This is a genomic window from Ktedonobacter sp. SOSP1-85 (assembly GCF_016587415.1).
Taxonomy (GTDB): Bacteria; Chloroflexota; Ktedonobacteria; order Ktedonobacterales; family Ktedonobacteraceae; genus Ktedonobacter.
Map to the genome: position 1 here is coordinate 6,377,248 of NZ_BNJI01000001.1, position 22,785 is coordinate 6,400,032.

Below are 22,785 nucleotides of genomic sequence, written 5' to 3' on the forward strand. Positions count from 1 at the left end.
TCCCTTTAATCTATATGCAAAACCGCTTTACCCGTAAATTGCCTTTGCATCAAACGTTGCGCGAGTTCATTCACTTCGGTCCAGGAGGCCTCTACCTCAATTCCTGTCTGCAATTGCCGATCAGCCACCATTTGCGCAAACCAAGCCAGATCTTCGGAGATAGCACCGCTGGCGAACTCCGCGTACATATTCAGCCCGCGAATGGTAGATCCTCCGGTGCCGATTAAACCCATAAGATTAGTGGTCATCTCTGGAGATGCCGCTGCACCCACTACCACACAGGTTGCCCCTGGTGCCAGGAGAGGGAGCGCGCTGGTAAACGTTTTCCCTCCGACCAGTTCTACAATCAAATGATAAGGACCATAGGCGCGCGCTGCCGAGAGATCGTTCCCCACAACCACTTCATCTGCACCCGCCTCACGAACCAATCCTACGTTGCGAGCATTACGCGTAACACCCACGACATAGGCACCGCTTTTGCGGGCAAGTTGAACTGCGAAGAACCCCACGCCGCCCGTGGAGGCGGTAATCAGCACGCGCCTGTGCAGGAGAAATCCTCCTTTCTCAAGCGCACGAAGCGCAGTGAGCGCGGCAAGGGGGAGAGTTGCTGCTTGAGCATACGTTACGTTGTCAGGAATTGTTGTCAGCCTGTTTGTAGGGGCCGCAACCTGCTCCGCCCATGAACCTGTGTCAAGCACGCCCATGACCCGGCTCCCAACCTTTGGTCCTGTTCCATCAGCAGCTTGCTTGATCACGGTTCCGGCTAGATCCCAGCCGAGCCGAGTGCCAGCCGGGAGCCTCGCAGGCATCATCGCCTCTCCCCGGTTCAACGAAATGGCTTCAACTTTTACGAGTGCTTCCGATAGGCCGATCTGGGGCGCTTCCACCTTTTTGAAGGCAAAACCTCCTGCTACCGAAGGATCAACAACTATTGCACGTATTGAACTCATTTATCTCTTTCCTTTCCTTACTTTTTTGACATTTTTGTCTGCTGAGGATAGTATAGATGAAGTTAATTGTTATACCAAGAGTAAAAATACACCTGACTTTTTAGCCCTTTTTCTGTTATAAGAGATCGATAGCCAGTAATATGAGAGAACTATGCAATTTCAACTACCCATAAAAGGTGAGGTCACGCCCTCAAGTTTAGAAGAGCATGCGCGTGTTTTCCATCAGATGCTCAATGCGATTGAAGCAGTGCGTTACAAGCGCCAGGAGGAATATCACGAGAAGGGCCATCCTCGGCTCAAGCGTTTTACGCAACAGGAACTCAATGACGAAGCCTGTCCAACCTATAAAAACTGGCTGATCGGACGCTCCAGTCGCTTGCCAGACCGTTCGCTGCTGATGACGATTGCCTACTATCTGGAGTGCAGCCTGAGCGAGCGCAACGATATCTTGTTGGCGGCGCAATATGTGCCTGAGCAGACCGAGTGGGAGGGCGAGGAGTTGCAGCAGGCGTTGGAGCGTGCACATCAGTTGATGGAGACGTTGCCCTATCCGTCCATCGTAATCACACGCTCGTTCCAGATCAATGCTGCAAACGAGTTCGCTCTGTATCTGCTTGAGTTTCCGTCCCTTGAGACGTTGCTGCCGCATCAGCGCAACCTGGTCTATTTCCTCTTTCGTCCTCTTATTCGCATGCGCTCCTCGATTAGTGCAGAGGCACGCGCCACGTGGCAGAAACAGGTGTTGTACGGCATTCAGCTTTTCAAACAGAATAATATACTCTATCAGTACGAGCCGTGGTATCAGGATCTAATGCAGCAATGGTATGCGATCGAGGGCTTTCGGGAGTACTGGGAGATGGCGCGAGAGGCTACCAGCCAGGAGGATGCGCCGCCGTCGAAGTTGTTCCTTGCGCGCATGCCGACGACCGGCGAAATGCTCCCTATACGCACCCAGAGTACGCTGATCTCGGTGAGCAGCAAGATCTATCCAGCAGTTATGGCGATGTTGCCGGTCGATGAGGCGGCGCGGGCCGTGTATGCCTCGTTCGGAAGTGCGACCTCATGACGGGAAAAATCTCTTCCATCCAAGATTGTACTGGTAAATGCCCTACGAAGGGGGCAGGTTTGGCCCTCAAACCCGGAAATTGCCCTCGATCGTGAGTACTGTTACAAACGTTCCTGGACAAAACCACTTCTTAATCTGGCCCTTCCTCGATGTCTTGGAAAGAGGATGCGACCGGGTTCCTATGTTCGGTGAAGGAGTGGGTGGTGTCTACAACCTCTGCAGATACCACCCCACTCCTTTCTTCGGCAACGTGGGGACAGATGGGGCCAGAAAAACCGATAACGTATCAAGAAAAAAGAGAGAAGTTTCCAGCCATTCCTCTGCTCTCTCTGAAAAAAGAGACAACACAGGAAACTCGTTTAGGAAGATGATCTCCCAGTGGGGACGGATGAGCATTCATGACGATCTGTCCCCATTGGTCTTCGAGGGCTGAGAGCCATCTTGCACACGGAGACCTCGAACTCCTCGTGTTTTTGTACGTCTCCCTGGACCTGTGGAGACCCATTGTCGAACACCGACTTCCAGGCCATGTGCCGCTAACGATTGCGCTAAGCCTTTTGCCTTCTTTGGAGTGTATCCGTGTGCCTCGCACCACGTTGCATAGGAGATCATGACGTCACCGTTCGCTACCCATGCCCCTTTCACTCTTTGACCGCATGCTTCCAGCCACCATCCAACCGTGTCTTGTCCTGATCGCTGGGTCTGTGGAAGATGGTGGGCCGCTTGAGGAGGATGAGGCCCCTGCCCAACACGCAGATACCACTGCTCCAGAAGCTGCTCCACTTTGCGAGGCGTGTCCGCTTCCTCCAACGGGGTATACACGGTGACTTTGAGATCTGGTGTATCAAAGACCTGAAAGGTGAGACGTTCAAACACGAGATACCCCACCTGTGGATGGTTGAGCGTTTTCCGCCCTTCTTGTCCACCCCGTACTTCATGATCAGGCCACCAGGCGCGAAATTCAGGACTGGCAAGCATGAGATCATGGATCAATTCGGTCAGTTGGGCATCTCCAGGATAACGCCCACAACTGCTGCGGAATTGCGCTAAGAGCTGGCGCGCATCTTCTTCCCAATCGACGATGTATTGTCGGGCCAGGGGATCGGTAAAGACGCCCCAGATCGTATTGCGTTCGCGGGGAGCGGTCCTGCGGCGGTAATCGCCAAAGACCGCGCACCCGGCATCGTTCCAGGCCAGGATATCCCATCGTCTTCCTGACACAAAGGCTGGCCGCGTACCAAACTGATCAAGGAAATGCTGTAACGCTGGGCTCACGATCTCGGGTTCCCGCAACAGCGCCGGCGGTGGTTGTTGCTGGGCTAAGAGGAAGAGATGGGTTCTCTCATTCGCATCCAGGCGCAACGTCTGCACCAGGCGCTCTAAGACCTGCGTGGAAGGCGTAATAGAACGTCCCTGCTCTAACCAGGTGTACCAATCCACGCTCACCCCCACCAGTTGTGCCACTTCTGTGCGTCTGAGCCCAGGCGTTTTGCGCCTGCTTCCTCGCGGTAGTCCCACCTCTTCAGGCGTCAGCCTTGCCCGACGCGTCCGCAAAAAATCTCCAAGTTCCTGCAGGCGATGGTCTTGTTGTTGAAGCTTGAGTACCAAATGCTCCTCCTTTGCTCAAGGCGGTTGGGAACGATGACCGAGTGAACCATAGGAGTCTCATTCCTAGGAATTCTGCTCATCTTGTTCTAGGATCTCCATCAGTATACCATAGAGACGCAGGTGAAGTGCCTGCAAGAAGTCACGAGAAAGACAAGGGATGACAAGATGGATTTACAACTGGCAGGAAAGAGGGCACTGGTGACCGGATCGAGTTCAGGGATAGGCGAGGCGATCGTCAAGCTGCTCGCTGCGGAGGGCGTTGCGGTCGTGGTGCATGGTCGCGACGAAAGCCGAGCCAACGCGGTAGCCAAAACGATCCGCGACGGAGGCGGTCGCGCCGAGGTCGCGCTTGGTGATCTCACCACCGATGTTGGAGCTGACGCGGTTGCCGTCGCGGCGCAAGCTTTCGGACCTATTGATATTCTGGTCAACAATGTTGGAGTCATTCCCCTCCTCTCATGGACGGAGGCGACGGTTGCGGACTGGGATCAGACATACAATACCAACGTCATTTCCGCCGTGCGGATGATTCAACGTCTGGTGCCACAAATGCGTGAGCAACATTGGGGACGAGTCATCCAGATCGGTGGTGGCCTGTCGCAGCAACCGAGCGCAACCATGCCACATTACAACGCGTCGCTGGCGGCCCGCCACAATCTTGCGGTCTCCCTCGCACGTGAACTGAAGGACACCGGCGTGACGTCAAATGTTGTGGCTCCTGGCATGATTCTTGTGGAGGCAACTCGGGCATGGCTCACCCATATGGCACAGGCTCATGGCTGGGGCGAGACATGGGAGGACATAGAGCGCAACGCTACGCAGGCCATAGCTCCTAATGACGTGGGCCGCCTCGGTCGGCCAGAGGAGATCGCCGCAGCAGTAGCATATCTGGCGAGCCCGATCGCTGATTATGTGAGTGGCGCAACTCTCCGCGTCGATGGCGGCACGATTCGTTCGGTGATCTAAGACCGCAACGATGCCGGGGAAACAGAAAACAAGGAATGGATACGTTGCCAATTTTTCTGGCCCCACCTGTCCCCACGTTGCCGAAGAAAGGAGTGGGTGGTATCCGCAGAGGTTGTAGACACCACCCACTCCTTCACTGACCATCGGAATCTGGTCTCATCCTCTTTCCAAGACATCGTGGCAAGAAGTCAGATGAGGAGCGGTTTTGTCCAGGAACGTTTGTGTCAGTGCTCACGATTGAGGGCAATTTCCCGTGTTTGAGGGCCAAATCTTCTCACTTCGTAGGGCATTTACCATCACCACAACATCGGTGTTGCTCAAAAGGCTCATGGCTGGTTTGGGCTGCCGTTTGGGGCAGTGGTTTTGGTGCCGAGGTTGTCGGAGCGTCCAGCCGCCAGCCGGGACCATTGGGCGGTCGGGCGGCCGTCCAGCCGCATCTGGTCACCTTTGGAATCCCACCGCTGCGGCCAGCCCTCGGGCGAGTCCTCCCAGAACTCCTGCCGGCCGTAGGCGGTCAGATCCAGGAGTCCGTACGACGGTGCCATCACTTCATTGCCGCGGCCGGTGGTCCAGTAGGTCTCGAAGATCTGGTCACCGTCTCGGAGATAGCTGACCAGGATGCCGAAGTGCCGGTCTGCGACCAGCTGGTCCACGGCGTCCTGCGGCACCGAGTACCACGGAACATCCCAACTCATGAAGTCACGGTAACGGATGCTCTCCTCGTACGGACCTTCGCAGAACGTGGCGTAGGTAACGTCGCGGGAATGCAGGTAGGACAGCTCGCGAACCTGGCTGTTGGAGAAGGTGCAGCCCTCGCACTGGGCGCTGGCGGGTTGACCAGTATGCCACATGTGAAAGTAGACGATCAGAAGCCTTCGGCCCTCGAAGACCTCCAGCAACGTGACCGGTCCATGCGGGCCGAGAAGCGGGATGGTGGGGTCCACCTCCACCATCGGCAGACGCCTTCGAGCCGCCGCGATCGCATCCCCTTCGCGGGTATGCACCTTTTCCCGAATGCGCAGCTTGTCCAGTTCCATCTGCCAGGTGGCCCGGTCGACCACCGCAGGTAGCGCGGGGGTGTCGAGGCTTTTGGGGAAACGGTGCTGATCATGTGTGTTCATAGGTGTTTCCTTCCTTCCCCCTCTGGCATTCGGGAGAGCACATAGGGAGAGTAGATTTTCTCATTTGTAAGTGCCTCTATTCTACTGGCTTCGACGTGAAAAAAACTTCTTGGATCTTGCTCAAATCCTCGGCCCGACTCTGGCCTGGGGAAGATCAGCCGACGTGCCTGACCTGGCTTGACGAAAGCCTAGCATGGGTGCTGGCGGAAGTCGCTCTCCTACGAATTTACAACAAGTGCGTGCAACAGCCTGCTTCTCGCGCGGATTCTGGTTGAGAGCGGCCACCCGTTCCAAACATTCGCGCCGATTTCCTACTTTTCACCTCAAAAATCGTCGAACATTCACGCAATTTACCAGTCGCCAAGTAGGCTGCGATTGTTTTGGGATCACGCGTCCCCAGTGCTTCTCGGAACTCCTGGAAGATGGCCGGATCGCTGCGGGTATCTGGCATCTCTTTCTCCTAACTTTTCTCTCAAACGATTCTCCGACAAGATTTCGCGGCGAACTTTGACCTTTTCCCTGCTGTGTACAACGAAGCGGAGCATGAGGATGGGAAAAACCCGATCGAGAATGGCTATTCTCGGTCGAGCGTTCTCCGACAAGTCGATTGTGGTTGTGAATTGTCAAAAGATCATGCACAGTGGAGATGACACTTTTTCTAGATTGATCTCGCTTTCCTCGCCCAGGCTGACAGGCTGGTTTGCGGTTCGACCTTTGGGTGTAGTATACTTCTGCGTGTTGGGGATTGGGGGTGGATGGAATACCCAACGGCAAGGGAAGAAAACGATGCCTAAACCATTAGTCCATGCGCTTATCTGGTCACACGAGCACAAACACTACACCCTCTCTAGCCACGGCCAACCCGAGCAGGATTTCCTTCCAGAAGACCCGTCGGCATTTGCTCGCTGGTTGGACGGACACACCGCTTTTGCCTTTGAGGGGCAAGCGGGAAGGATCTCGGTCCTCAAAGAAGCCCGCTCCCGTGGAAGCGGCTATTGGTATGCCTATCGCACGCACCATCGCCGCACCCGCAAGCGCTATCTGGGACGGACGCAGACCCTCTCGCTGGCTCGCTTAGAGGAGACCGCCAGGATGCTCTTGCCCGAACAGAAGCCCGCGCACGCGACTTCCCAGGGGATAGCGCCACCTTCCAGCAAGCTCTCTCCGCCTCGCTTGCCGAACGTGTTCATCGAGCGCGAGCGCTTGCTTGCCGCCCTCGATGCGGCGCTTGCCACGAGGCTCTCCCTGGTCTCGGCTCCGGCTGGTTTTGGCAAAACGACGTTGCTGGCGACCTGGGCCAGTCAGCGAAAGAGCCAGATCGCCTGGCTCTCGCTGGACGACCTGGACACGACACCGACGCGCTTCTGGGTCGCGCTGATCGCAGCCCTGCGCCATTGCCCCAGCTTTCCTCCGAGCTTTGGAGCGAGCTCGATAGCGCTGCTGCAATCCCCCCAGCCGCCACCACTGTCCACCGTGCTCACGGCGTTGCTCCAGGAACTGGAAGGTAGCGAGGGGCATGCTGCCCCCATCGTGTTGATTGTGGACGATTATCAGGTGATCGGCGATCCAGCCATTCACGAGGGCATGTGTTTCTTCCTGGAGCATCTCCCTGCACACGTCCATCTGATCCTCTCCAGCCGCGTCGACCCGGAGCTGCCCCTTGCACGCCTGCGGGTGCGCGGACACCTGACCGAGATCCATGCAGACGAACTGCGTTTTGCAGAGGGCGAGGCGAGCCAGTATCTGGGTCAGCTGCTCTCCCCTGCGCTCGAAGCCGACGAGGTGCGCAGGCTAGTGAGCCGGACCGAGGGCTGGATTGCTGGCTTGCACCTGGCCGCGCTTACCCTGCAGCAACGCGCCGATCGCGCGGCCTTTCTTGAGAAGTTGACCGGCAGCCAGCGCTATCTCCTGGATTATGTGCAAGAGGAGATCCTGGCCCGTCTGCCTGAGCGCGTGCGCGACTTTTTGCTCAAGAGCGCTCTCCTCTCGCGCCTGGACGCCGCCGCGTGCCAGGCCGTGACCGCTGCACCCACCAGAGCAGTCAGCCAACAGATGCTCATGTTCCTGGAGCGGGCCAACCTCTTTGTGGTGCCTCAGGATGAGGAGCGGCGCACCTATCGGCTGCACGCTCTCTTCCGCGAAGCCCTGCTCTCCGTTCTCCACAGCACGCAACCCGAGCTGGTGCCGCTCTTGCACCAGCGGGCCGCTGCCTTTTATGAGGCCCAGGAGCAATGGTACGAGACCATTCCCCATGCGCTTGCCGCCGCTGACTACTCCATGGCAGCGCGGTTGATGGAGCAAACCGTCGAGCAGTTCTGGCTGCGTGGAGAGGCCGAGACGATAGCGCGTTGGGTGCTCGCGCTGCCCCAACCGCTCGTGCACGAGCACGCTCGTCTGCTGCTCACGACCGCCCTCTACCTACTCAACACGGTCACACAGACGACCCGCGAGCAGCGGGCCAGGGTCTACCAGCAGGCGCAGCAGCTCATGGCGCGGGTGGAGAGTGCCTTGCCGTTCCATATGGACGAATACAGCCACCTGACCGTAGCCACCCGTACAGGTACGGGCGCCGTTCTTCCCACCGAGGTTCGGGGGGCGAGGCTTTATCGGCGTCTGCGCCTGTTACACGCAGAGATGGCCTGGTATGAGGCGATGGCCACCTGGGAGTATGGGCGTTTAAGCGCTCTGTATCAGGAGATCCAGGAGCTTGACCAGGATGAGGAGGTCATCTGGCAAATTTTCCCTCTTCTCTGCCGTTTCCTCCTCCACTACTGGGACCGGCAAGAGGGAGCGGTGCTTGTGCCGCAGCTGCTCTCCGCAAAGCAGCGGGTGAGCCAATCGGCAAGCCTCTATGCGATCAGCAGGGTCAGGGAATGGTTGGCACTCTCGCAAATGGAGGCAGGACACCTGCGCCTGGCCTATCAGGAGAGTCTGGATACCCTCGACCTGGTCGAACAGATCGCGGGCTATGCCCCGCTGAAGGGATTTCTCCAGATCTGCCTGGCACTTGTGTTCTACCAGTGGAACCGTCTGGAGGAAGCACACAGCTTGCTGGACACAATCGTGCAGGACGCCACAGCCTGGCCGCATCTGAATGTGCTTGGGATGGGATATGCCTGCTTGATACAGGTCGAACTCGCCAGGGGTGAGTGCTCGCTCGCCGAGCGGGCACTGCATGAGCTGGAGCAGTTGGTAGAGCGCGAACGCTATTGGACCTACTCAGACTGGCTATTGACGCTGCGAGCACAATGGTGGCTGGCGCAAGGACAGCTCAAGGAGGCGTCCGACTGGGTGAGTGGTGTCCTTTTTCCAGAGGGGCCATGGGACAGGAACCTGTATGATGCCTTCCCAATCGTGATCCGCGTGTATTTCGCGAAGTTTCGCTTTCGGGAGGCATTGAACTTGCTGGAACGCTGGAGCGGACACCTGGATCGACCGGCCAATGTCAGGATCACCATAACGTATCTGGCTCAGTTGCTGGTAGCGTTGCACCAGACAGGCCAGCACGAGCAGGCCCGCGAGATCGCAGCACGCCTCTTTGCCCTGACGGAACCAGAGGGCTGCCTGCGCGTGTATCTGGATGAGGGCGAACTCATGAGGGAGGCGCTTCTAGCGTTGCTCACCACACACGTAGGGCAGCACGAGTTGGCTGCTGCCACCAGAGCCTATATCGCAAAGCTGCTCGCTGCCTTCGAGCAGGAGCAGTCAGGCGCGAGCAGATCGCTAGAGGGGGCAACCCCATCCGAGCCTGCGCTTTCCTCGGCTCGGCAGCCATCGGTCATCTCCAGGGCGCCGGGGATTTCCCTGACCAGACGCGAAGAGGAAGTCCTGCGCTTGTTGGCAACCGGAGCCTCCAATCAGGACATCGCTCAGACCCTGGTGATTTCTCTGGACACCGTCAAGAAACATGTCAGTCATCTGTTCGGCAAGCTGGGAGCGAGCAGCCGCACACAGGCAGTGGCCCTGGCGCGTGCCCGCTCGCTGCTCTAGCACCTCGTTCTCCCCAACAGGGTGTCATCCTGCCTTTCAAAACTCCTCCTTTTCTTCCACTTTTGAGGGCTGTATTGGAGGACACGCCCATCTATACTTTCCCTATGATCAGAGCACTCCACTGAGACAGAGGAGGAGACCAATGCACTATCGCATTCGCATCCAGGGACATCTGGACCCATCCTGGCAGGACCGGTTTGGGGATTACACCTCGAGCAGCAGGAGACCAGTACCACGCTGCTCTCAGGAGTGCTGCCGGATCAGTCAGCGCTCTATGGGGTGCTCTTACAGCTCATCCGGCTTGGCCTGGTGCTGCTCTCGCTTGAAACGAGCCAGGCGGAAGGTGCGTGAGCAGACACGAGATCGCTCGTGAAAGACAGATGGTGTGCGCGTGACTCCGAGGGGTCATGGTGATTGAAGCACGCAGACGAAGGAGAAAATAAATGAGCAATTTAGAGAGTATTGTTGATCGCTTCGAGATTGAGGCGCTGCGCGGCGAGTTCACAGACGCGGCGATGATGCATGACTACAACCGCCTCGCGTCGCTGTTCACACAGGACGGCGCGGTGCGGGTCCCCCACATCAACGCCCAGGCCGTCGGTCAGGAACAGATCCGCGCCGGGACCGAGGTGCAGCAGGGCCTCTGGGACTATTTCGTGCAAACCACGCACCCCGGCACGATCCAGTTGCTTGGCGACACCGCGGTCGGCCGGGCCTACATCTCAGAGCTCGGACGCCTGCGCGACGGCAGGTGCGAGCTGAACTACGCCATCTACCACGACCGCTACCAGCGCACCGAGGACGGCTGGAAGTTCGCCGAGCGCGTCTACGAGGTCAGATACCTCGACCACACACCGCTTGCGGGATCGGCCCCCCAGGCAGCGGAGGAAACTATGGCAGTTGAAGACAACAAGAAAAACGATGAAGCCGCAATCAAAAGGGTCATCGAGGGTGGCGTCGAGGCGATTCGCGCGAAGGACCTCGATGGGGTGATGTCCATGTACGCGCCCGAACTGGTGTCGTTCGACATCGTGCCCCCGCTGCAATACGTGGGAACAGACGCATACAGGAAACAGTGGGAAAAGGTCTTCTCGTCGTTTCCGGGTCCGATCAACTATGAAATTGCTGACCTGTCCATCACGGCGGGCGATAACGTGGCATTCGCCCACAGCTTCAACCGACTGAGCGCAGCCCTGCCCACTGGGCAGAAGATCGGTAACTGGCTGCGTTGGACCGCTTGCTTCCGTAAGATCGGTGGCAAGTGGCTGCTCGCGCACATGCAGGCTTCGGTGCCAGTCGATTTGGAGACGGGCCGCGCGGTGCTCGACCTCAAGCCATAGCCATTCGTGAAGAGGCAAGGTTGAACGACTTTGAGGTCACACCTACGGAAATAACACGTATGGAGGAACGTATGTACATAGCTCTTCACCTTTTGGATGATATCATTCTTTTTCTACTGCTTCTCTCATGGATCATTGTTGGATCTCAGGTTCTTCTTCTTCCTAGAAAAGTGTCCTCCAGGAGGCAACGGTCGGGGATACGGAGATGTTTCGTCTGGTTGGGAGTCTCTGAACTGCTAGTTCTGATAAAGTTGGGGACCCTCGTTTCTAAATGGGTCTTCTTTGGCTGGATTTTTGCTCAGAACAGAATGCTTCTTGATTTCCCATTGTTGGCTCTTCCAGCCCTCTCTGTTCTCCTTTTCTCGTTTCCGTGCCTGAGCAGAATGGCACAAAGCTTCCCGAGAGAGGGAGCGTCACCTGCCACACAGGATGCTACTGCACCGGCATTGCTGGTGCCGACACTGATAACTGTCGTTGGCGTTGCGCTCGATACCTACCTTACTCTTTTCTACACCGAACCGATGTCCCTGCCATTTTTCTTGATTGCGTTTGCTCTCTTTTGTGTGGCTCTTTGGTTCTGGTCTACCTTTGGAAGGAAGATCCCTCTCTTTTCGGAGAGAAGGAACATGCCCCTCTTTTTAGAAAAGCAGGCGAGGTGGTGGCTCCTTCCTGTGCGTCTTCTGCTTTGCCTCATTGTCGTGACCCTCTGCATATCCGGTTGGTATTCCTGGTCAGTTCAGGCAAGTCGTCTTCCTGATCGCATCCCTATGACGGGCAACACGACAGGCAATACGGTAGACAGTATGACAGGTCATACTATGCAGCATCAACAGGGCCAGCAAAATGACGTTTCTGTGACCGATCTTGTTGGTCCGCAGAGCGGAGAGCCGAATGAGCGTTTTACGCTCGTTGCGCAGGAGGCGCAGATGCGCTTACGTTCTGGAGCTACGGTCAATGCCTGGACCTTTAATGGACAGCTCCCAGGGCCAGAATTGCGGGTTCACCAGGGAGATTTGGTGGAAGTCAAACTGATAAACAGACTTTCCCGTGCAGGCGTTACCCTCCATTGGCATGGATTGGATGTTCCCAATGGGGAAGATGGAGTTGCTGGCGTCACGCAAAATGCCGTTCAGCCGGGAGAGAGCTTTACCTATCGCTTTGTAGTAAAGAACCACGCGGGAACCTATTGGTATCATTCGCATCAAGATTCTTTAGAAGCAGTAGGAAAGGGACTCTTTGGGCCATTAATTGTTCTGCCTCCTCGTGATTCCTTTGCTGGAAAGGATATCCCGATTCTCGCTCATAGCTGGCTCACCAAGGAGAGAGGCTCTCAGGAGGCATTTGGTATCACCGACACGATGCAACGACTGACCGTACAGCCGGGGACGCCCGTTCGGTTACGCCTGATCAATACAGATAGCCTCCCAGTTTCTTTTGTCCTCTCCGGCACACCTTTTAAAGTGATTGCTATCGATGGAACGGATCTGAATGCTCCTACAGACCTGACCAGGCAACGGCTTCTGGTTGCTGCTGGAGGAAGGTATGACATTCAATTTACGATGCCAGGTACGGCAGTGTCGCTCGATTGGACGAATAAAAAAAGTTCAAAAGTGCGTTTCCTCTTGAGCCAGGATGCAACGGCGAGCGCGCCTGCACTGGCAGATGGTCCCGTCTTCAATCCAGCCACATATGGAAGCCGGCAGAAGACGCCATTTGGTCTGTCAAGTCACTTTGACAAGGAATTTACGTTGATCCTTGATGACATGATAGGCTTCTATGATGGCAAAATGGAATCCCTATGGCCCATCAATGGAAAAGTGTTTCCCAATACGCCGATGCTGATGGTGCATGAAGGAGATCTGGTCAAAGTGAGCTTTGTCAACCGGAGCTGGATGGATCACCCAATGCATCTGCATGGGCACCATATGTTGGTGCTTAGCTACAATGGGCGGCCTGTCACGGGAAGTCCCTGGTGGGTTGATACGCTTAACGTCGCTCCGGGAGAAAGCTATGACGTTGCTTTTCGTGCCGATAATCCGGGGATATGGATGGATCACTGTCATAATCTCGATCATGCAGCGGCTGGGATGATCCTTCACCTGGGCTATGAAGGGGTTTCCAGCCCCTTTGAGGTAGGTCATGATACTATCAACCAGCCAGAATGAAGCCTGGCGGGGAAACTCTCAGCCTTTGTCACAAACAGGTCGCCTGTTTCGACTCATGTGTAAGGGCGTGAAGTGAGAGAACGCCGATGGCCCTCGCATGAGGATGGAAGCAATGGTTCTCTGCCGCACTCAATACGGGGCGAATGCGCACAAGCGTCTGGCAGCACGGTCAGACAGAACACAACAAGAAATGGACAGATTGATGACAACACATTCACATACTCAACCTTCGGTGATCATTGTTGGCGGCGGCCTCTCGGGCCTTTCAGCTGCCGCCTATCTGGCGCGAGCTGGTCATGCCGTGACGCTTTTTGAGAAGTCCGGTAATCCTGGCGGACGTGCGAGAACCCGTCAACAGAACAGTTTCTTTTTCAATCAGGGAGCGCATGCGTTCCGTCTACATGTGGCAAGCACGAGGCTCTGAGCCGTTGGGCTGCCCAGGCGATTCCGGCGTATGTGGCTTGCCTCGATATCGCCCTGCGCCGTCTCCCCAGAGCAGAGAACCTCGCCGCTCTGTGCGTGGATCGTCCGCTCTACTATGCGGTGCATTCCACCTCGGCGCACCTCGCACCAGAGGGGGGCGCCCTGATCCATCTCATGAAATATCTGCGACCTGGTGAAGCGGCGGAACCAGAGGCGACCCGGCAAGAGTTGGAAGCACTGATGAATCTCGTGCAGCCTGGCTGGCGCGATGAAGTCGTAGAGCAGTCCTTCTTGCCGCATATGACTGCATCCAATGCAATTGTCCAGGCGAGATATGGTGGTCTACCCGGTCGTCCCGGTCCTGCTGTGCCAGGTCTCCCCAATCTGTATGTCGCGGGCGATTGGGTCGGCCCGGAAGGGGACAAGGCTGAGGCTTGCTTTGCCAGCGCCAGGAGCGCTGCCAGGCTGATGATAGCTCAGCTCAGCGACAGGCAGAGCGCATCCCTGGTCAGCTCATCGGATGCCCTAGAATAAACTGAAAGGGCTACGCCTCCATGTGAGTTGCTGAATGTGAACTGGCATTGCAGTGTGAAAACAGATGTATACGTCTGCCCTAAGGCCGCGAGAAAGAACAGGTGAGATCTTCTCGTAACCCTTTTCTCAGATGGTTGCAGTCAGTCATCCAAAATTCCCGAATCATCAAATCAGACAGGCCCACTTTTCACGTCATTTATCCAAAAAGCAGTGCCAGTGCTTCTGATATTCTCACAAGCAGTGGATGTAGATAGTACGCAGGAGGAGATATCATTGAGAGAAACGAACCCGAGAAAACACAGCAACGTTGTACCTGCACTGTGGGACACGCGTTTCCTGGGAAAGCCGTTCCACACTTTGCATCCTGGAATGGTGGAAAGAAAAGCCCCTGGCACGTTGGAATGATGCCGAACTGCAAAGCGCGAGGAAGGGGAAGGAGGGTGACATGTTGTCTGTCTCACGTCCACGAGAGTAAGAAACACCATGGTTTCCGAAGCTCAAAAACGAGCCCGTTCTTTCCCACTTTTATTGTATCACCTCCTGTCTACTCGCACACTGCCTTTTTGGACGATTTTTTTTTGGCGTTCTTTCCCCTATACTCAGGCGGAAGCGACGCCTGTCTTGCGCACTCCCCGGCGAAAGCGCTCCCTTGAGCCAGTGAGACCTCTTGTGTGTGTGCTGAAATCAGCACTTGCTTCATCGGGCGTGTGTCAGACCCTCGTCGTATGCGAACGGCGTCATCGAGAGATGAAAAGGAGAAAAGATGTTATGGTGGCAAGCGAGAAATCTGTTCTATTACCGGAACGCGTCTCCTTTGCGCGCATCCCAGATATACGGCCCATGCCAGGGCTGATTCAGATCCAGCTCGACTCTTTTGAATGGTTCAAGAAGGAAGGTCTGCGCGAACTTTTCGAAGAAATTTCTCCTATTGAAGACTTTACCGGCAAAAACCTCAGCCTGGAATTTATTGTCCCTCCTGAACCCTTTGGCAAGCCAAAGTATGACGAGGACGAGTGTCGCGACCGCGACACCACATTTGCCGCACCCCTCAATGTGAAGGCTCGCCTGATTAATAAAGAGACAGGTGAAATCATCGAGAAGGACATCTTTATGGGTGACTTCCCGTTGATGACCAAGGCTGGCACCTTCATTATCAATGGCGCCGAGCGCGTGGTGGTGAGCCAGCTGGTGCGTTCACCTGGCGTCTACTTCACGGTGGACGAGGACGCGACGACTGGGAAAAAGCTCTTTGCCGCAAAGTTGATTCCTGGGCGTGGCGCCTGGCTGGAGTTTGAGACCAGCAATAAAAACCTGCTCACCGTCAAGATCGACCGCAAACGGAAGCTACCCGTTACGACGCTGCTGCGCGCCATCTCGCGCCTGGCCAAAGAGCACTGGCATGTGGAAGACCTGGATCTCTCGACCGATCAGGGCATTCTCGACGCCTTCGCCGGGGTCGATAATGGTGAGATCGTCCGCTATATTCAGGCGACCCTGGACCGCGATCCCGTGAAGAAGGAGGAGGAGGCCCTCCTGGAGCTGTACAAGAAGTTGCGTCCTGGCGATCCCGCCACCCTGGACAATGCGCGCTCCCTGGTCAAGAACCTCTTTTTCAATCCACGCCGCTATGACCTGGGCAACGTTGGTCGCTATAAGCTGAACCGCAAGCTGGACCTCTCGATTCCGCAGAGCCAGCGCATCCTGACGCAGGACGACCTGGTGGCGATCATTCGGCGCCTGGTCTCGCTCAATAATGGGCGTGGCCGCAAGGACGACATCGACCACCTGGGCAACCGCCGTGTGCGCTGCGTGGGTGAGCTGATCCAGAGCCAGTTCCGCGTTGGCCTGCTACGTATGGAGCGCGTGGTCAAAGAGCGCATGAGCATTCAGGAGCCTGGGCAGGCCACCCCGAACGCGCTCATCAATATTCGCCCGGTGGTTGCGGCGATAAAGGAGTTCTTCGGCGGCAGCCAGCTGTCGCAGTTTATGGAACAGACCAATGCCCTGGCGGAGATTGGCGTCAAGCGTCGTCTCTCGGCCCTGGGTCCCGGTGGTCTCTCGCGCGACCGCGCAGGCTTTGATGTACGTGACGTCCACGAGTCGCACTATGGCCGCATTTGCCCGATTGAGACCCCTGAAGGTCCAAACATTGGTCTGATTGGTAACCTGGCGACCTATGGCCAGATCAATCCCTATGGTTTCATTGAGACGCCATACCGTCGCGTCGTGAAGCGCCTGGCGGCAAATGACGAGCGCTTGCTTGGTCGTGAGCTGCATGGCTATTATGGCCGACGCGAAGATATCGTGACAGAGGATGGCGAGGTGCTACTCAAGCGCAATAATCCGGTGCGCGTGGACGAGGAGCTCTTTGAGAAGCTGGCCTTCCTGGGCGATACGCCTTTGAGCGTCAAGCCATTTGTCACCGACGAGATCGACTATCAGACTGCCGATGACGAAGAGAACTTCTATATCGCCCAGGCGAACGCCGTGCTGACCGATACCAACGAGTTTGCTGACGCACGTGTGCTGGCCCGCTATCAGGGTGAGTTTACCGAGGTTCCCTCGGAGAGCATTGACTACATGGATGTCTCGCCGCGCCAGACGGTGAGCGTCGCGACCGCGCTGATTCCCTTCCTGGAGCATGACGACGTCAACCGCGCGCTGATGGGTGCGAATATGCAACGTCAGGCCGTGCCTCTGCTGCGACCGCAGTCGCCCATTTGTGGTACGGGTATCGAGCGCCAGGTAGCCGTCGACTCGGGCCAGGTGATTGTAGCCCAGGCGAGTGGCGAGGTTGTGTCCTCCACTGCGCGCAAGATCGAGATCATGGATGAGCAGGGGCAGCTCTACTCGCACGCCTTACGTAAGTTTGTGCGCTCCAACAATGGTACCTGCATTAACCAGCGCCCCATTGTGAAGAAGGGCGACTATGTTACCAAGGGCCAGGTCGTTGCCGATAGCTCCTCAACCGAGCTGGGCGAGCTGGCGCTGGGTCAGAACATCCTGGTGGCCTTTATGAGCTGGGAGGGTGGCAACTTCGAGGACGCCATCTTGATTAGTGAGCGCATCGTGCGTGAAGACCTCTTCACCTCGATCCACATCGAGAAGTACGAGGTGGATGCCCGCGATACCAAGCTCGGCCCTGAAGAGATCACACGCGACATTCCAAACGTAGGTGAGGAAGGTCTGCGTAACCTGGACGAGCGTGGCATCATCTATGTGGGCGCCGAGGTTGGCCCACAGGATATCCTGGTCGGCAAGATTACGCCGAAGGGCGAGACAGAACTGACCGCTGAAGAGAAACTGCTACGCGCCATCTTTGGTGAAAAGGCCCGTGAAGTCAAAGACACTTCGCTGCGTGTGCCTCATGGTGAGCGCGGGAAGGTCGTCGAAGTCAAGGTCTTCTCCCGCGAGGCGGGCGATGAGCTCTCGCCAGGCGTGAATCAGCTGGTTCGCGTGAGCATCGCGCAGAAGCGCAAGATCGGCGCAGGCGATAAGATGGCGGGACGCCACGGAAATAAGGGCGTTATCTCGCGTGTGCTGCCGATTGAAGATATGCCCTTCCTGCCTGATGGTACGCCAGTGGATATCATCTTGAACCCCCTGGGCGTGCCTCACCGCATGAACATCGGTCAGATCATGGAGACGCACCTGGGCTGGGCTGCCAGCGTTCTTGGCTTCAAGATCGCGACCCCGGTCTTTGACGGGGCGACCGAGGAAGATATCGAAGAGATGTTGCGGCGCGCGGGCTTGCCTGAGACGGGCAAGGTCCAACTCTATGATGGTCGTACTGGTGATCCGTTCGATCATCCAGTGACCGTTGGCTATACCTATATGTTGAAACTGCACCACCTGGTTGAAGATAAAATTCATGCTCGCTCGACAGGACCATACAGCTTGATCACGCAGCAGCCGCTGGGTGGTAAGGCGCAGTTCGGTGGACAGCGCTTCGGTGAGATGGAGGTATGGGCGCTTGAGGCCTACGGTGCAGCGAATATCCTGCAAGAGATCCTGACCGTCAAGTCGGACGACGTTGTAGGTCGTGTGAAAACGTATGAGGCCATCGTCAAGGGCGAGAATATAATGGAACCAGGGGTTCCAGAATCCTTCAAAGTCCTGGTTAAGGAATTGCAAAGCCTGGGCATCAATGTCGAAGTGTTGAATGAAGACGAGCAGAAGATTCAGTTCGTTGAAGACACCTCGAATGATGTGATGCCGGAACTGGGTATTAATCTGTCCGGTTTCGAAGGAGACCAGTAATTTGTAAATCCCACAATGAAACTGGTGAAGGAGTACAAGTATCCTGGTGGCTTGCGAGCTTGCTTTGTTTTCTCCTCTTCGCGCTTGAGAGACACGCACGAGCTATCGTCCTCCCTCAAACAGTTTCTCTCTATCGACCAGGAGAATTCTACTGCTCCCATCGGTTTCATTGTGGGATTTTTTGACACTCCCCCGGATAAATCCAGGGGGATTCTTCTTTCATCCAGCCCGCTTGCCCGCTCTGACCTTGCGACCAGAGCGAGTAGAGGCGGTCTGTCCAGAAGCGTTCGGTGAGGCTTGCGCCCCACCCGTTCCTGTCTGCCCGACAGTACGATAGGCTTTCTCTAAAATGTTGAGGGCGGCGTTATGATCGCGGTCAAGCACCAGGCCACAGGAAGGACAGATGTGGGTCCTTACACTGAGCGATTTCTTGACCCGTGCCCCACAGGCGCTACAATCCTGGCTCGTGAAGGCTGGCTCGACGGCGATGACGGGGATATTGTGAACATGCCCATAGTAGGTGAGCCAGAGAAGGAAGCGACCCCAGGCGGCATCACTCATGGACTTTGCCAGTTTGCGGTTCTTCGCCAGATTGGCTATTCTCAGGTGCTCATAAGCAATCAGATCGTGAGATGTGATGAGCGCGTTCGCCGTCTTTCTGGCGAAATCTTCACGCTGCCTCTGGACCTTGAGATAGCCTTTGGCAAGTTTCTTTCTTGCTGATCTGCGGTTGTGTGATTTCTTCTGCGTGCGAGAAAGGCGACGATGCAACCGCTTGAGCTTGCGCTCGGCCTTTCTCAGATGACGTGGGTTGGCAACGGTATTGCCCTCGGCATCCGTCAAGAATGCTTTGAGTCCCAGATCAATACCCGTGTGCTTATCTGTTGGGATATGCTCTATGTGCCGCTCGACTTGGATGGCAAACTGCGCATAGTAGCCATCGGCACGCCGGATGAGACGAACGCGCGTGATGGCGGGGAGAGGGCGAGTCGCCAGATCACGACTGCCAATCAGGCGCAAACGACCGATGCCACAGCCATCGGTGAAGGTGATGTGTTTGCCATCTGGCTCAAGGCGCCAGCCCGTTTGTTTGTACTCGACACTGCGGCAATCGTGCTGAAATTGGGGATAGCCTTTCTTGCCAGGCTTCTTGTTGCGGCAGTTGTCATAAAAGCGGGAGATAGAAGCCCAGGCTCGATCAGCAGCGACTTGCCGTGCCTGAGAGTTGAGCAGGATGGCAAAGTCGTAGTCTTTGGCAAGCTGGGCGCAGTAACATTGCAAATCGTTCCTGTTGGTGCCACGAGTCTCCATCCAGAGGCGCAGGCACTTGTTACGGATGAATTGTGTGATCCGTATGGCCTCATCAATGGCGGCGTATTGCAGCTTGTTGCCTGCTAGTTTGTACTCGTAGATCACCATTAGCTTTTGCTCTGCCTCTCAATATACGTTTGGATAGTTTCTTGACTGACGAATCCTGCTGTGCTGTAGAACGTGCTTCGCGTCCAGAGAGAGGGCATCTGTTTGAGCTGTTGGAACTCTTCACGCATACAATGAGACGAACGCCCTTTTATCAAACGCGCAATATCAGTCGGAAGCGTATAGGGATTCGTCTGAATGAAGAGGTGGACATGATCGGGCTGGATGGCGAGTTCAACAATCTGCCATTGGTGTTCATGGGCCACTTCTTCAATAATCTGTTGGAGTCGATCATGCACCGGACCTACAAGCACTTTCCGTCGTCTCTTCGGGCAAAAGATGACGTGATAGAGAATGTGGTGTACTGCATGCTGTTCATGAATATAATCCTCATGCATGTAGCTTATTATAGTAGAGGCAACATACTTTGTCAACGGTACTCCCTCACCCTATCCACCAAAAAGGAACGGCGATTCATCCCCGGCATAAATGAACCGGGGCTTTCTCGCCCGGCTTTCTGTAATCTTTCTGATGCGGAGTGGGAGTGTCTGCAACGCCATCTCCCTCCGCAGTCCAAACGTAGCAGGCCGCCAATTCACTCCCTGCGAGCCGTTTTTGATGCGATCTTCTACGTGCTGCGCACCGGCTGTCCGTGGCGCTACCTCCCAGCCAACTTTTCACCGTGGCAGACGGTCTTCTACCATTTCCGGCGCTTGCGCCTCAAAGGGACCTGGACGCTCTTGCTACGAACGTTGCACCGGGCTGAACGCGAACGATAAGGAAGGCATCCTGACCCAAGTGCCGCCAGCATGGATTCCCAAAGCGTGAAAACGGTCGAGGAGTCGTCTGGGATCTGTAGCTACGATGCCCACAAACACATCAAAGGGAGAAAACGGCATCTCCTCGTGGATACGCTGGGTATCCCCATTTCCATCTACGTGACTCCTGCCGACACACACGATACCAGGGGCGCTCGTTGTCTGCTCGCAGGGCTCAAGTTCTTCGTGCCGCGTCTGAAAAAGATTTGGGCGGATGCGGCCTATCGCGGGCAGGAGGTAGTTCAGTGGTGTCAAGCCACAGGAGAGTGGGAACTGGAAGTCGTGGAATGCCCATCAGGCACCCGCGGTTTCAGCGTGGTGCCTCGCAGATGGGTGGTGGAGCGTACCTTCAGTTGGATTTCTCGTAACAGGAGAATGAGCAAGGATTACGAGCGAAAAGTGCAGACGAGCGAAACACTGATCCAGGTGGCGATGATCCGGCTCCTCCTCGCTCGCCCTGAACTTGTCTCTCTCCCATGACTGGTGGTTCTCCTCTACACCTCCACGCTTTTCTTTCTCTCAGCCGCGGATTGGCAGGGAAAAGAAGGAGTGAACATGCACTCATTGAGGGTCCTTCCTTTCCCTCCGGGCTGCTTTTCCTTTGCGCTTCCTGGTCGCTTGCGTAGCACTGGGCCAGGTATGAGGATCGTTGATCCTCACCAGGTATAGAAACTGTCCACCCCATAGGTTCCCAAGGCCAGGGAAAGCTCGCCTCCATGATGGATCTCATGTTCCATGACATGCCAGACAATCCACCATAAAATCGCGCAATGTGGGTGCCCCTGGCTTTAGACATGGGGAGGAACATTGCGCACTCCTTTGCTTCTATACTCATAGCCATCGGCTTGATGTACTCGGCGCATATATTTAGGGTGGATATCGACCTTCCCAAGCTGAAACAAAGGCCGATGACGAATAGCAATTTTCCCCTCAAACGTTCCTTTGGGCGTAATTGCTTTCACCATATCGCCTGTGCGATATCCAAGAAATGTCTTTTTGCGTTGTTTGTGTTTTGCAGGAAATCCATATTTATCAGGTATGCACATTTGCCTTCTTCCGTGCCCTGTGGCTGTAATCAGCAAAGGAATGTTCCCTTTATGCACTAACACATCAGGTGTACTCTTGCCTACGCAAGCGGCATCCAGCCAGTGTGTTTTTGGCAAGCCTCTTGTGGTGCGGTTGTACTTGGTCAATCCTCCACTACCACACTCGACAGGCAAGCCAAAGGTTTTCAATCGTTCGAGCAATGCAAAACGTGTGGAATTGACAGCAGCGGCATCCTTGAGGGGCCTTTTCACCTGAGCCAGAATACGCTTGAGCACATCTGGCTTCTTTTTTAAGAATATTTCGATTTCCTGAGTGCCTTTGGCGAGATTGCACGGCTCGCAAGCTAGCGTAAGATTGCTGATCCTATGCGTGCCACCGTTGGCGCGAGGATGAATATGCTCGATTTGCAACGGAATATTTTGTTTGCCACAATAGGCACAGGTTCGCTCCCATTTTTCGAGCAAGTATTCCCTGACTTCGTAGCCTTGCAAGGTGCCTTGCTGATATTGCACGCCTGCAATATCGGGATTCTCCATCAGTTGCAAATCAAATTTCACCAATTCCTGGCTCATAGCTTCAATGGGGGCATAGCGACACAAACGAGCTACCCACGTCAGGATATTGGCAAGCCGACTTTCTAATGATGGCGGCAACCATCCCTTCTTTCTTTTTCGATTCTGAAATCGTGGCTTACGATAGCGTGTTTTGCGATTTCTTCTGCCACGACGAACTGTACGCCTACTCTCCAGGCTGTCTTTAATGGCATGCCCACGATGGTGAAGTTCAGCCGCGAAAACAACCTTCCCGTTGGCGTCGTTCACCAGGGCAATCCCTGTTGTTTTACTGCCAGGATCGAGTTTGAGGCGCAAGGGTTGCACCTCTGGCTGTTCAACTACCCGCTTCAGCACAATGGTAAACGGGTAACGTCGAAACACGGCGGCTTTGCCTTGCGTGAGCAAGAGCCTTGCACGTGCTGGATGCACCGGATGTAATGGTTTATAGTCACTATCAATCACAAAAACATTGCTCAAGTTGAGCCTCTACTTTCGTAGGTGATGTTTGCCTCGTCAATGTTAGCGAA

At 55.6% G+C, this 22,785-nt stretch carries 18 protein-coding genes and 1 pseudogene; 11 read left to right on the forward strand and 8 right to left on the reverse strand.

Features of this window, described 5'->3' with window-relative positions; translation table 11 throughout:
• Positions 1-5: 5 nt before the first annotated feature.
• Positions 6-950, reverse strand: a complete 945-nt coding sequence (locus KTE_RS26810; protein ID WP_201386417.1) for a zinc-binding dehydrogenase — start codon at positions 948-950, stop codon at positions 6-8.
• 151 nt (positions 951-1,101) lie between these two features.
• Between KTE_RS26810 and KTE_RS26815 the strand changes: the two genes are divergently transcribed.
• Both KTE_RS26815 and KTE_RS26820 read left to right on the forward strand, forming a co-directional pair.
• Complete coding sequence (locus KTE_RS26815; RefSeq protein WP_201386418.1) at positions 1,102-2,016, forward strand: hypothetical protein; 915 nt, start codon at positions 1,102-1,104, stop codon at positions 2,014-2,016.
• A gap of 203 nt (positions 2,017-2,219) precedes the next feature.
• Positions 2,220-2,387 carry a hypothetical protein gene (locus KTE_RS26820; protein WP_201386419.1) on the forward strand — a complete coding sequence of 56 codons (168 nt, stop codon included), beginning with the start codon at positions 2,220-2,222 and terminating at the stop codon, positions 2,385-2,387.
• A 25-nt stretch (positions 2,388-2,412) separates the two neighbouring features.
• Here the strand turns inward: KTE_RS26820 and KTE_RS26825 are convergent, their stop codons facing one another.
• Complete coding sequence (locus tag KTE_RS26825) at positions 2,413-3,624, reverse strand: helix-turn-helix transcriptional regulator (protein WP_201386420.1); 1,212 nt, start codon at positions 3,622-3,624, stop codon at positions 2,413-2,415.
• Between the two features lie 165 nt (positions 3,625-3,789).
• On the opposite strand from KTE_RS26825, the gene KTE_RS26830 reads away from it, so the two are divergent.
• Positions 3,790-4,590 carry an SDR family NAD(P)-dependent oxidoreductase gene (locus KTE_RS26830; protein WP_201386427.1) on the forward strand — a complete coding sequence of 267 codons (801 nt, stop codon included), beginning with the start codon at positions 3,790-3,792 and terminating at the stop codon, positions 4,588-4,590.
• Between the two features lie 326 nt (positions 4,591-4,916).
• Here the strand turns inward: KTE_RS26830 and KTE_RS26835 are convergent, their stop codons facing one another.
• Positions 4,917-5,711: a DUF899 family protein gene (locus tag KTE_RS26835; protein ID WP_201386429.1), complete on the reverse strand. Its 795-nt coding sequence runs from the start codon at positions 5,709-5,711 to the stop codon at positions 4,917-4,919.
• Between the two features lie 226 nt (positions 5,712-5,937).
• Positions 5,938-6,162, reverse strand: a complete 225-nt coding sequence (locus KTE_RS26840; RefSeq protein WP_201386431.1) for a hypothetical protein — start codon at positions 6,160-6,162, stop codon at positions 5,938-5,940.
• A 335-nt stretch (positions 6,163-6,497) separates the two neighbouring features.
• Here KTE_RS26840 and KTE_RS26845 point away from each other — a divergent pair, with 335 nt between their 5' ends.
• The 7 genes from KTE_RS26845 (at position 6,498) to KTE_RS26880 (ending at position 18,423) form a co-directional block, all read left to right on the forward strand.
• Positions 6,498-9,701, forward strand: coding sequence for a LuxR C-terminal-related transcriptional regulator (locus KTE_RS26845; RefSeq protein ID WP_236600589.1), 3,204 nt, complete (start codon positions 6,498-6,500; stop codon positions 9,699-9,701).
• Between the two features lie 142 nt (positions 9,702-9,843).
• On the forward strand, positions 9,844-10,074 hold the full coding sequence (locus KTE_RS26850; protein ID WP_307811970.1) for a hypothetical protein: 231 nt from the start codon (positions 9,844-9,846) through the stop codon (positions 10,072-10,074).
• Between the two features lie 70 nt (positions 10,075-10,144).
• The gene (locus tag KTE_RS47800) at positions 10,145-11,041 is read left to right on the forward strand and encodes a nuclear transport factor 2 family protein (RefSeq protein ID WP_236600590.1); all 897 of its coding nucleotides are present in this window, start codon (positions 10,145-10,147) and stop codon (positions 11,039-11,041) included.
• A 626-nt stretch (positions 11,042-11,667) separates the two neighbouring features.
• On the forward strand, positions 11,668-13,206 hold the full coding sequence (locus tag KTE_RS26865) for a multicopper oxidase family protein (protein ID WP_201386435.1): 1,539 nt from the start codon (positions 11,668-11,670) through the stop codon (positions 13,204-13,206).
• A gap of 202 nt (positions 13,207-13,408) precedes the next feature.
• Positions 13,409-13,630, forward strand: a complete 222-nt coding sequence (locus KTE_RS48970) for an oleate hydratase (protein WP_201386437.1) — start codon at positions 13,409-13,411, stop codon at positions 13,628-13,630.
• Between the two features lie 32 nt (positions 13,631-13,662).
• A complete protein-coding gene (locus KTE_RS26875; protein WP_201386439.1) occupies positions 13,663-14,163 on the forward strand; it encodes a hypothetical protein in 501 nt (166 codons plus the stop codon).
• A 768-nt stretch (positions 14,164-14,931) separates the two neighbouring features.
• Entirely contained in the window at positions 14,932-18,423 is a 3,492-nt protein-coding gene (locus KTE_RS26880; protein WP_201386446.1) for a DNA-directed RNA polymerase subunit beta, read from the forward strand.
• Between the two features lie 219 nt (positions 18,424-18,642).
• Here KTE_RS26880 and KTE_RS26885 read toward each other — a convergent pair whose 3' ends face one another.
• Both KTE_RS26885 and tnpA read right to left on the reverse strand, forming a co-directional pair.
• Positions 18,643-19,842 (reverse strand): RNA-guided endonuclease TnpB family protein, encoded by a 1,200-nt coding sequence (locus KTE_RS26885; protein ID WP_201386448.1) that lies wholly within the window; start codon positions 19,840-19,842, stop codon positions 18,643-18,645.
• On the reverse strand, positions 19,842-20,237 hold the full coding sequence (gene tnpA / locus KTE_RS26890; RefSeq protein ID WP_201386455.1) for an IS200/IS605 family transposase: 396 nt from the start codon (positions 20,235-20,237) through the stop codon (positions 19,842-19,844). The genes KTE_RS26885 and tnpA overlap by 1 nt, the downstream gene beginning before the upstream one ends.
• Positions 20,238-20,324: 87 nt before the next feature.
• Between tnpA and KTE_RS26895 the strand changes: the two are divergent.
• A pseudogene (locus KTE_RS26895) lies at positions 20,325-21,137 on the forward strand (IS5 family transposase).
• A gap of 176 nt (positions 21,138-21,313) precedes the next feature.
• Here KTE_RS26895 and KTE_RS49785 read toward each other — a convergent pair.
• Positions 21,314-21,421, reverse strand: a complete 108-nt coding sequence (locus KTE_RS49785) for a DinB family protein (protein ID WP_374226827.1) — start codon at positions 21,419-21,421, stop codon at positions 21,314-21,316.
• Between the two features lie 24 nt (positions 21,422-21,445).
• Entirely contained in the window at positions 21,446-22,735 is a 1,290-nt protein-coding gene (gene iscB / locus KTE_RS26905; RefSeq protein ID WP_201386456.1) for an RNA-guided endonuclease IscB, read from the reverse strand.
• Between the last annotated feature and the right edge of the window lie 50 nt (positions 22,736-22,785).